The following is a 12266-nucleotide window of genomic DNA, read 5'->3' as shown; positions in this document are numbered from 1 at the left end:
ATAGGGCGATTACATCTTAATAATGTGAAGAAGAAAAATATGCTCCCTCGTTTGAAACCAAGTCTAACCATTACATACGCTTTAAAAGGAGCCCCAAAACAGGGATACGAATTCATAGAAATCTAATCTTCTAGGAAATCAAATCTACTGGTACACTGCCTATCTCTCTCAAATCTAATAGCCTAGTTCCACATCAGGCACCCATCCTGATAAATGGCTAGATTTGTCAAAAAAATTAAGATGCCTTACTCAATAAGCTGTGCAAATTGCTATGCCAAAACTACGCCCCCTCAGCTTATTAAATACATTATTCAATAGGGTAAAAATTTTATGCTTTGTTCGTATTGACCATAGGATAACATCTTAAAATTCGTGGCACCTATAGAACACAAGAGCTTGTTCACCATTTGAAAACGACAAAAATTTTGTTGAGTTACAAGAGCTTACATTTCCTCAAGCCAAATCTCGTAATTTTATTGAAGGCTTACTGATACTGCTGCTTAAACAGACTTTTGATAACATCGATTGGTATAATCTTTCTAAAGTTATATAAAGTTTAAAAGCATATATCTTTATTAAAGATATATGCTTTTATAGGAAATATTTCTTACAAAAAAATGATACGCAACATATTGATTTATAATAATAATAATCTAGGATCGTTCAGACTAAATAAAAAAATGAATATCGTAAAATTCTCTCATTTCAAATATTGGATATGTTGAATCAATTAAAGAAATGAATAAAAATGCCTCTTCATGAAGCACCTCAAATCCAAGGACTTAGCAACATTAAGAATGAACAAAGTGTATGGCAGTGCCCTCTTTCATCTTTATAAACGTTAAAGATTCTGATGCTCTAAAAATTTTATATACGCGACTTTATCATTATATCATTCACATGCATCATTGCGAAATAGGATGGAGACCTTTATAATTTTTTTAAATATTCAATGAAACTAGAGCTTTTCAAAAGTAATTCAAATTTAAGAAAAATACCTTTTCTAAAAAAACAAACGCAGTTTTTCAGTCTGGATAGAATAGACTTTTGAAAAATATTATCGAATGCTGATCTTTTGACATACATAAATGTGTCTGAATTAATGTTTTCTATACACTATCTGTAATAATGCTATTCACATTAGCGAAAAGATCATAGTATTCCGCTTTATCGAACCTAGGCTCTCCTTTACACTATGAGAGAACTGTACATTTTTTATTATCTATAAAATAAAATTATATATTATTAATAGCAAATTAATAAATATTACTATGTAATTATGAAACAATAAATATAACCACCTTAATAAGAAATATATTATCTATATATATGTAAACTCTGTAATAATGGCTATTATAAAAATTTATATATAATAAAATTTAATATGTTTATTGATGTTTAAATTATTGAAGATTTTTTTCATAAATGGATTATAATTTTCATATTTTTTATTATGAAATTGTTATTTTAAATAATATTAATATCATTTTATAAAAATGATACGGTTACTACATATCGTTTTATATCATAAAACATAATAAAATATTACATATAATGTTTTTTAAAATATAATTTGTAATTATTAATGTTACTTTTTTGCAATAATGTTTATAAAAATTTGAAACTATATTTAGTATATGTGTTTTAATTATTGACTTAAAATACATAATGAAATATGTATTTCTTTATAAAGTAAGTTATATGCACATATTGTGCATTTACTTACATATATAATTTAAAAGTATTTGAGGTAAAGTTATGGTGAAAATATTTAAAAATCATTTATTAAGTGTTTTTATAGCAAGCACTTTTTTAATTTCACAAACTGTCAATGTTAATGCAAACTATTTAGAAAATACTACCCCAAAAGAGGAATTGTCTATTCCCCTAATGAAACAAATAAAATATGCGAAATCTGATGCAATTTCTACCACTGCTTTTTATGTTCCATCTGTAAATTATCAAACAGAAAATGGGACAACCTTTCAAGGCAAAGTTGAAAAGGTCCTTGAGCCTATGACTATAGGAGTTGGACTATTGTTTGCTGGATATGCAATGAGTTTTATAGGATCGATCATAGGTTGGATAAAGGACCTCGTGTTAATGTTCAAATAATTCAATGCATTGTACAACACTAGAATAGTAGCTTCATTATATATTATTAATTTCTTAAAATAATTACTTAATGAAGCTACACCTACTAAAAATATAGAATAATATATAATCAATCCAAATATCCAAAATAAATTTAGGCATATATAGTAAATATTACAAATTACTTGAGATAAATTATGATTAAACTGTTTTAAAATCATATATTAATTATTTTCATTATATATGCCTTTTCTTTTTCATAGATTGTAATTATACATGAAAAATATTGCTCATCGTGAAACTATTTTTTGTTTCTGTAATAGAACAGAAAAGCAAAAGTGCAATCCACACCGTTTCTCTCTATATACCAAGGAAAAATTGTGGTGTGGGAAATGAAATTATCATTCAGGGAAAATTTGAGCAGGTCGTTGCACCTCTTACACTGAGGACTTTTGGTATTGGGATGGCACTTGGATATGCATCAAGTACGGTAGACATACTTTTAGGATGGATAATAGGCAAAATAATACCGTATGTTAAATCTCGTTAAAATTAAAATTTCATCAGCATAAAATCTTCTCGTATGAAACATAAACTATAGATGCACACTGTTTTTATCCATTGTTGATGATAAAAAATAATAAATTACCCCATTAAGAATGAAAAGATTTAAAAAACACTTCTGTTTCTCTCAATGTACACTCATTCTATTAATGCATCTATTCAATTCGGATTAAAATAAGAGTAAAAGTATTGATGATAAATGCTGATTACCATATTAAAAAGTTATCTATTAAATAATTTTATAGTAATTGCTTTTGTACTTTCAAAAATTATAAATGTTTATGCCAGTCATTTGAAAAATGATACTCTATGAAAAACCGTCTCTCTCATGAAACAAGGAAAGAAAAAAACTATCAATATCACTACTTTCTATATCCCCAATTTCACTCATAACGTTAAAAGTGAAACTGCCATTGAAGGAAAAGTTGAGAAAGTATTTGCACCCATTACTCTAGGTGTTTTTTCTACAGTACCTGCTTTAGATTTTAGATAGGATCTATTATAGTTATATTTAGCAGGATAATCGGAATATATTTTACAGCCTGCTTTTCATCATTTGGTAGGCTTTTTTATGCTTTTTATGGATAAGTTTAGGTTACCATACTGTATAGCAAAAATATAATATTTAATTCTTATATAAGCTGATAAATTAAGCTCAACAAAGATTATTAAAAATATACATTTGCGCACAAAATGACATAAAATTACCTTATAAATTGTCCAGTATGGATTTTAAGGTGTTTCATTTCAACATTCATTTTAGCAAATTTAATTGTTAAAAAATAGAAGAGCATGAAATAGCTTTCAACAATTGGGGTTTATAAAAGAATTCTTCAATAAATACCATTCTATCTCTTTGATTTTATTATTTAGGAAGATACATAAGCGAAGATACGTTGTAAGTTTAAGTGAATGAATCATAAGAGAAAATTTTCAACTGTAACAGGTTTTTTGTAAACACTTTGTCTTTGTATCTCAAAAATAAAAATGCTTAAGACTATTTCTTGCATTTTTCTTTTATTATTAAGTCAAAAAGAAGAAAAATAAACTTCTATCCATTTAATAATTTAAATATTATGAAAAACATGAAATAAACAACTTCATCAATTTGCCAGAAAATAAAAAAAGGATAAAACTTATGAAATATATCAGCACGAGAGGGCAATCTCCTGCTTTAAGCTTTACGGAAACGATTATGATAGGGCTGGCAAGTGATGGTGGACTTTATCTTCCAGATAAATTCCCACAACTATCCTTTGATGCGTTACGCGCACTTCGTGGTCAGTCTTATACAACAATTGCTAAAACAGTTCTGTGGCCCTTTGTAAATAACGAGATCGAGTATACAGCTTTTGAAAATATGGTTGCTGAATCTTATGCAACCTTCCACCACCCAGCAGTCTGTCCGTTACAACAAACTGGAACAGATGAATTTATCCTTGAACTCTTTCATGGACCTACTTTAGCTTTTAAAGATGTAGCAATGCAGTTTCTTGCTCGACTGATGGATTATGTTTTGACTCAAAAGAATAGATGTGCAACGATTATTGCTGCAACATCGGGTGATACAGGGGGAGCTGCGATACAAGCTTTTGCTGGAAAAGAGCATTCAGATATTTTTATTTTATTTCCTAAAGGACGGGTATCATCTGTTCAACAACGGCAAATGACAACCAATCAAAGTACAAATGTTCATGCCATTGCCATTGAGGGAAATTTTGATGATTGCCAAGCTCTTGTCAAAGCAATGTTTAATGATCATCATTTTCGTAAAAAAAGAGCCCTTTCAGGTGTTAATTCTATAAATTGGGCGCGTATTATGGCGCAAATTGTTTACTATTTTTCATCCGCACTTTCTTTAGGTGCTCCTGATAGAGCTGTTTCATTTACTGTTCCTACTGGAAATTTCGGTGATATTTTTGCAGGTTATGTTGCTGCGCGTATGGGGTTACCCATTGCTCAACTGGTTATTGCAACAAATGATAATGATATCCTTGCACGGACATTGACCAGCGGTACTTACGAAACACAACCCATCGTCCATACAACATCACCTTCTATGGATATTCAAGTCTCTTCTAATTTTGAACGTTTACTCTTTGAAAGCGGCAATCGTGATCCAATGTGGATTCGCAATGCAATGGAAAACCTGAAAAAAACGGGATCTTTCACTCTTGATGAAAAACAACTCAAAAATATTCGTTCCCTCTTTTCCGCTGGAAAAAGTAACATGGCTAAAACAGCACAAACAATTGATCGTGTCTATAAAGAAAGTGGCTATCTTGTTGATCCACATACAGCCGTCGCCCTTAAAGTAGCGCGCGAAAATAAAAAACCACATATTCCAATGATTGTCCTTGCCACGGCTCATCCTGCTAAATTTCCTGATACGATTAAAAATGCTTGTGGACTTCATGCCCCATGGCCATCTCATCTCAATGATGTTATGGAAAGTGAAGAACACTTCATAAGTCTTGCTAATGATGAAAAAATAGTAAAAGATTATATTTCTTTAAAATCTCGTGCATCTTATTAAAGTTAGCTGCATTAATTTAAATCAAGAATATTATAATACCTTTAACCATGAGGTTATCTAGCTTGTTTAATGGAGTCGTAAATACATGGATGTAGATGTCTGTCGCCTTAGTAATGGTTTGACGATCGCCACACATACAATGCAACAGATTGATAGTGTCGCACTCGGAATATGGGTGAAAGTAGGCTCACGCAATGAAACCTTCACACAGCATGGTATTGCCCATCTTCTTGAACATATGGCTTTTAAAGGAACTGAAAACCGTAGCGCTTTTCAAATTGCAACCGATATTGAAGATGTTGGTGGTGAAATCAATGCCACAACCAGTATTGAAACAACAGCTTACTTTGCACGTGTCCTTAAAAGCGATATCCCACTTGCTATCGATATTTTAGCCGATATTTTGATGCATTCAAAATTTGACGAAGATGAACTAGAACGAGAAAAACAAGTCATTTTTCAGGAAATTGGTGCCGCCCATGACACACCTGATGATATCGTTTTTGATCACTTTACAGAAACTGCCTTTCGTCATCAATCCCTTGGTCGTTCTATTTTAGGAACAGCTAAAACTCTTCAATCATTTACATCTGTTGATCTTCATGATTTCATCAATAAACAATATAGTGCAGATCGTATGATTGTCGTCGCCGCAGGAGCCGTAAAACACGAAAGCTTTATAAAAGAAGTTGAAAGTCGTCTTGGCACTTTTCGTCCCCATTCAACAGCCTCTCTTCCTAATCTTGCAAATTATGTCGGCGGCGACTTTCGTGAATATCGTGATTTAATGGATACACAAGTTGTTCTAGGGTTTGAAGGGCGTGCTTATCACGCGCGTGATTTTTATGCGACTCAAATTCTTTCAATCATTCTTGGTGGGGGGATGTCTTCACGTCTTTTTCAAGAAGTAAGAGAAAAACGTGGATTATGCTATTCCATTTATGCTTTTCATTGGGGTTTTTCAGATACTGGACTTTTTGGTGTTCACGCAGCAACTGGACAAGAAGGACTCAAAGAACTTGTGCCTGTAATTCTTGATGAACTTTCCAAGGCAAGCAAAAATATTCACGCCAATGAACTCCAACGAGCACAAACGCAATACCGTGCTAATCTCACAATGTCACAGGAAAATCCTTCTAATCAAGCACATCTCATTGCTCGCCAAATACTTCTTTACGGTCGTCCCATTCCAATATCGGAAACAATTGAACGCCTCAATCTCATCACGCCTACAAGATTAACTGATTTAGCATATCGTCTTTTTACAAGTTCCACGCCCACACTCACTGCTGTTGGACCTGTAGGTCACCTCATGAATTTTGATGACTTAACATCAACTCTTTCATATAAGCTAAAGTAAAAAATGCTTTTTAAAAAGAAGCATCACAATGAATATATTTTATCGTAGAATTTACCATAAAAACTCTTCTCATGAAATAAGTTTTGGAAATATTGGACAAAGAGGCGTACAAAACTATCCAATTCCTCCTTCATATGATAGAGATTCTAATGCGTGAAGCTATATCCGTGAAATTTAGAAATTCATGATTTAACTTTGCTCTTTTAAAATATAAAAATTTCCATCCGCTTCAAGTTTCATGGAAGCAAATGAGTATATGGTCTATTTGTCTATAAAATCATATAACTTAAGAGGAAGTGATCACGATTTATTCTGTAAATAAATGATAAAAAGTGGACGTTTTTTCTCAAAAATCTAAATGAAAATTAGACATCTTAAAATATTGAGAGTGGGACATTGTGAAAAGTTTGCGTAAAATAATTGACATCATTTTCATTATCGTCGTTAGTTCTTTTGTCCATCTTACATCAGCACACGCTATTGAACCCGTTAAGATTTCTTCTCAAGATGCTGCTCTTGATCTCTCAAAAGCAATTGAAATTCATCATACAAACAATTCTATTTTTCAAACAAGTACAGCACCAGGACCAGATGGTATTGTATGGCGTATTGAAGTGCAGGCAAAAAGTGAAAAATTTTCTGGAAACTGGGCAGTTTTTTCTCTTGCAAATCCAACAGATGAACAAGTCGATCGTCTCATTGTTGCCCCCCACTACCGCATGGCGCACTCTGGATTTTTTTGGCCAGACCTTGGATCAGCACGGATACAATCTATAACACCAAGTGAAGGTTTTTCTCTTGATCGTCAACCGAGTACGAACTCTGATATCTTTCATATTACTCTCAATCCCGGTGCTGTTGTTACATTTGTAGCCGAACTTAACTCTGCAAATCTACCGCAAATCTATTTATGGCAACCTGAAGCTTATAAAGACGCCCTTAATTCTTATACACTTTATCATGGTATTCTTCTTGGGATATCAGGTCTCTTAGCCCTTTTGTTAACCGTTCTCTTCGTTGTCCGTGGGACAGGGCTTTTTCCTGCAACAGCTGCTGTCGCTTGGGCTGTGCTTTTTTATATTGGTATTGACTTCAACTTTTTAAATAAATTCTTTGCAGTTACACTCACAACACAACCAATCTGGCGTGCCGGTACAGAAGTAGCCCTTGCTGCAACACTCTTCATTTTTCTTTTTACCTATCTCAATCTTAATCGCTGGCATTATCATTTTAGTTATGGTGCTATCGCCTGGATCATTGCCTTTTGCAGTTTAGGAGCCTTTGCTATTTATGATCCAATCAGAGCAGCAGGAATTGCCCGTCTATCATTTGGCCTTACCGCTATGCTGGGTATACTGTTCATCATCTATTTTTCAATCCGAAGTTATGACCGCGCTATTATGCTTATTCCAACATGGTTGCTTATTAGCTTTTGGTGTGTGGGAGCCTATGCCTGCATAGAGGGACATTTAAACAATGATATTATCCAGCCAGCATTAGCGGGAGGATTAGTCCTCATTGTTCTTCTCATTAGCTTTACTGTCCTGCAACAAACTTTTTCTCATGACGCTTTCCATGAAGGAATATTTTCCGACCTCGAACAACAAGTCCTCGCAGCAAAAGGAGCTGGAAATATTATTTGGGATTGGAATATTGAGCGTGATCGTATTGTTGTTCATCCAAACATAAAAACCCTTTTTGGTACTGAAATCCACAACCTCAATGGGACCATGCGCAACTGGATTTCGGCCTTGCATTATGATGATCGTGAACGCTTCCAAGCCGTATTGGATATCATTCTTAAAAATAAAAAAGGGCGTATTGATCAAATTTTTCGGCTTTCTTCTGGGGGGGGATATTATCATTGGTTTTCTCTTCGTGCACGTCCAGCGATGCAAAAAGATGGGAAAATCACACGTGTCATTGGAACTATTGTCAATATTACGAACCATAAAAAATCTGAAGAACGTTTACTGCATGATGCAATCCACGACAGCTTAACTGGCCTTCCTAACCAACAAATTTTCTTTGATAGACTACAAAACTATACCTCTTTAGCGAAAGCAAATATTAAAATTAGACCGACCGTCTTTATGATTGATTTTGATAATTTTCGTCAAATTAATCGCAAGTTAGGCATAGCCATTGGGGATACTGTACTCCTTATAATCGCCCGTCGTTTAAATCGACTTATTAACTTTCAAGATACCTTATCACGCCTTTCAGCAGACCGCTTTGCAATTATTTTACTCAGTGAAACTGAACCACAAAAAATTGCAGCATTTGCGGATCATTTGCACAAAACAATTTCAGCACCTATTTCACTTGCGGAAAATAAAATAATCCTTTCAACGTCTATCGGATTGGTTACATGGAGTGAAAGCCGATCAACGGCTAAAGATATTTTTAATGATAGTGAATTAGCAATGATTCGTGCAAAACAAATGGGAGGAAACCATATTGAACCTTTTCGTCCTAATTTTCGCACCCTAGGTCTCGAACAGAATACTCTGGAAAAAGATATTCATTATGCCATAAAGCGTCAGGAGATGAAAATTCTCTACCATCCTATTCTTAATTTATCAGATGGACATATTATTGGTTTTGAAACAATTGTAGAATGGCATCATCCAACTTATGGAAAATTAAATGTCTCTGATTTCATAAAAATCGTAGAAAATGAACAAATCGTTATGGATTTGTCACTATTTATCATCGAAAATGCCATTATCGATCTTATGAATGTAGAAGAAAAATTTCCCCAGCAGTCTTTCTTTATTTCAATTAATTTACCAAGCGCAGAAATGATTCATCCTCGTTTTATCAGTCAACTGCGTGCTGCTCTGCTTCGCCATCCGCTCCACAAAGGGCGCTTGATGATTGAAATATCGGAATTTGTCTTAAGAAACAATCCTGAACAATCAGCTCATTTTCTCGAACAAATTAAAACACTTGGAATGAACCTCGCACTCGATAATTTTGGAACAGGTTATTCGTCACTGACCTATCTTGTGCGTTATCCATTTGATATGGTTAAACTTGATCGTTCACTGATCTCTATCGACTCTCTCAAGAAGAAGCTCGTTCTCAAGTCTATCATTAATATGGCAATAGATCTTAACTTGCAAATTATCGCAGAAGGTGTTGAAAATGAAAAAGAAGCAATCTTTCTCCGTCAAGAAGGCTGTAAATATGTTCAAAGCACACTTGTGACAAAACCAATTGCCATAGAAGAGTTAATCACTCTCGTTCAAAGCCATTTCCCTTATAAGCGAAAATATTGATTTATAATAATAAGTTAGCGTTATTCAACTTGAATTAAAACTCTGAATACTAAAAATTCTCTTATTTCAAACTCTCTCTCATGTTGAATCAATAAAAACCATTCACTTTCACATCACAAGTAGGAAAAGCTTAAGTGGAAAAAACTATTTAAAAAGGGGGAAAATACCTTTTCATGAATCATCTGAAGTGCCAAGCGCTGTCGCATCATTGAGGGCTGACAAAATATAACGATGATGCTCGGCTTGTTACCTTACAAGCGTAAAGATGGAGGCTCGGTGGATTCACCGTAAGACCACTTACAAACGCTATCGCGAAATAGGCTTGGGAAGCCTGAGGGATGTTTTCTTAAAATAAAAACATAAAGGATAGAACAATGTGTAAAGTTAAAAAACTCTACGCGTGTCCCATTTCAGAAGCAAGATAGATTGGATCAATCCCCATGCGTGTTAAACTTTTATCATACTTGCAACTTAAATCACTTTCAAAAAGAAAACTTGGTGATGTCGAACTGATTAACCAACCGTTTGTAGAAATTTCTGCCTCAAGTTGCCCTGCTTTCCATCCAGCATAACCTAATGCTACCAGTGCATGTTGTGGACCTTGTTCACAACTGATCGCTTTTAGTATATCAATTGTCGCCGTAAAACAGACCTTATCTGCAATAAAAACAGTTTCTTCACAAGCATAATCATCTGAATGAAGGACAAAACCACGCGAAGGATCAACAGGACCACCATAGCGAACTGGAAACTGTTTTATTGGTTCAGAAAGCTGTTTTTTTTGTCCACTGTCTATTACACCAAGGTGAAGCAAAAGCTCTGGAAAATCAATATGATGTAATTGATTGAGAATAATGCCCATCGCACCAGCATCAGAATGCGCGCAAATATAAATAACAGAACGAATAAAGCGTTTGTCATTCATCCCAGGCATTGCTATGAGTAATTGTCCACCCAAAAAGCCATTACACTGATTCATTAATCTGTTATTCTCCATAATTTACATGATAAAAGTTCGTCTATTTAGTACACTAGGAAAATAAAACTCCAATGAAAAAAAGTCACATATTTATAAATTTAAAAAATATCCCAGCTTTCTTTTATAAAAAGCTTTTCGTTACTTTAAGCTTAACATTGATAGTTTTAGAATTACTTAACATTCCTGTAAATGCTCAAACAGAAGAAAAACTCCTGCTTTTCTCAACCTCTTGGTATGAATCAGAGGGAGGTCGTATTCGATTAGCAATCACTGAACCTTCTCTTTCTGGGATAAGAGAGGGCTTTATTGAAATTGTGCTCAAAGCAGGATGGAAAACCTACTGGCGTAATCCAGGTAATTCAGGAATGGCACCCTTTTTTAATTTCAACCAACAAGTTTCTTATGAAATCTTTTATCCTACTCCACAGCTTTTTGAAACAGAAAAAGATTGGTCATTAGGCTATAAAGATAAAGTGATATTGCCTTTTCATCTATCTTCTTCCAGCAAAAATTTAAGTGGTTCTTTCACTCTTGGATTATGCCATAAAATCTGTCTTCCTTTGACTGTTAACTTTGATTTTTTGCCATCTGCTCTTAAAAACAAACCTCTGCCTATTTCCTTGTTAAAAAACGCCCAAGATTCTTTACCGCGTATGACGCAAAATACTCTAAAAATAAACGCCGAAAAAAATAATAATACCCTCCTGATAAAAATACAAAATAACAATAAAACAAAGCCTTACTCTCTCTTTTTAGATGGAGGAGAAATGCAAATTGGAGCAGCCAAAAAAGTCAGTGAGAATGCAGAATATACTCTCTTTAGCGCTCCACTCTATTTCGTCCCAGAAGAAACCAACCACAAAATTTTTTATACAGTCTCTTTTAAAGATCACGCTTTAAGTGGAACATTTATATTCCATACACAGTCAACACCTCTTGCTATCCCATGATAAAAGAGAAAAGATTCTCAAATAGCCATTATGTTGGAAAATGCCCATTTTCCCGATATTGTTCAATTGCTTTGCGAGCAAGAGCATCAGCGCGTTCATTCTCTGGATGGCCAGCATGTCCTTTGACCCAGTGCCATCTGACTGTATGGCAAGAACAAGCCTCTTCAAGAGCTTGCCATAGCTCCATATTTTTCACAGGACTTTTTGATGCAGTGCGCCAATTATTCTTTTTCCAACCTTCAATCCATTTAGATATACCGTTACGCACATAAACTGAGTCCGTATAAAGATCGACCAAACAAGGCTCTTTAAGCGCCTTTAATGCACGAATTGCCGCCATGAGTTCCATTTGATTGTTCGTTGTATGAGCCTTACCGCCATAAAGCTCACGTTCATGACCATTCCAGCGTAAAACTGCTCCCCAGCCTCCAACACCAGGGTTTCCTGAGCAAGCACCATCTGTATAAATTTCAACGACTTTTTGTTGACGAGCCATAAA

The 12266-nt window shown here is 34.3% G+C and carries 8 protein-coding genes; 6 read left to right on the top strand and 2 right to left on the bottom strand.

Annotation, left to right across the window (positions count from 1 at the left end; translation table 11 throughout):
* Positions 1-1758: 1758 nt before the first annotated feature.
* From T429_RS0101400 to T429_RS0101375, 5 genes are all read left to right on the top strand, one after another.
* Entirely contained in the window at positions 1759-2115 is a 357-nt protein-coding gene (locus T429_RS0101400; protein ID WP_005773926.1) for a hypothetical protein, read from the top strand.
* A 274-nt stretch (positions 2116-2389) separates the two neighbouring features.
* Complete coding sequence (locus T429_RS10835) at positions 2390-2644, top strand: hypothetical protein (RefSeq protein ID WP_244548667.1); 255 nt, start codon at positions 2390-2392, stop codon at positions 2642-2644.
* Positions 2645-3796: 1152 nt separating this feature from the next.
* Positions 3797-5194 (top strand): threonine synthase, encoded by a 1398-nt coding sequence (gene thrC / locus T429_RS0101385; protein ID WP_005773927.1) that lies wholly within the window; start codon positions 3797-3799, stop codon positions 5192-5194.
* A gap of 85 nt (positions 5195-5279) precedes the next feature.
* A complete protein-coding gene (locus T429_RS0101380) occupies positions 5280-6554 on the top strand; it encodes a M16 family metallopeptidase (RefSeq protein ID WP_005773928.1) in 1275 nt (424 codons plus the stop codon).
* A gap of 398 nt (positions 6555-6952) precedes the next feature.
* Complete coding sequence (locus T429_RS0101375) at positions 6953-9838, top strand: EAL domain-containing protein (protein ID WP_005773930.1); 2886 nt, start codon at positions 6953-6955, stop codon at positions 9836-9838.
* 394 nt (positions 9839-10232) lie between these two features.
* Here the strand turns inward: T429_RS0101375 and T429_RS0101370 are convergent, their stop codons facing one another.
* Complete coding sequence (locus T429_RS0101370; RefSeq protein ID WP_005773931.1) at positions 10233-10817, bottom strand: YqgE/AlgH family protein; 585 nt, start codon at positions 10815-10817, stop codon at positions 10233-10235.
* Positions 10818-10888: 71 nt separating this feature from the next.
* On the opposite strand from T429_RS0101370, the gene T429_RS0101365 reads away from it, so the two are divergent.
* Positions 10889-11767: a protein-disulfide reductase DsbD domain-containing protein gene (locus tag T429_RS0101365; RefSeq protein WP_005773933.1), complete on the top strand. Its 879-nt coding sequence runs from the start codon at positions 10889-10891 to the stop codon at positions 11765-11767.
* Between the two features lie 28 nt (positions 11768-11795).
* Here the strand turns inward: T429_RS0101365 and rnhA are convergent, their stop codons facing one another.
* A complete protein-coding gene (rnhA, locus tag T429_RS0101360; RefSeq protein ID WP_005773934.1) occupies positions 11796-12263 on the bottom strand; it encodes a ribonuclease HI in 468 nt (155 codons plus the stop codon).
* Between the last annotated feature and the right edge of the window lie 3 nt (positions 12264-12266).

The organism is Bartonella elizabethae F9251 = ATCC 49927 (assembly GCF_000518165.1).
Classification (GTDB): Bacteria; Pseudomonadota; Alphaproteobacteria; order Rhizobiales; family Rhizobiaceae; genus Bartonella; species Bartonella elizabethae.
Note: the sequence above shows the minus strand (reverse complement) of the source record. Positions and strands in the feature narration are given on the sequence as shown.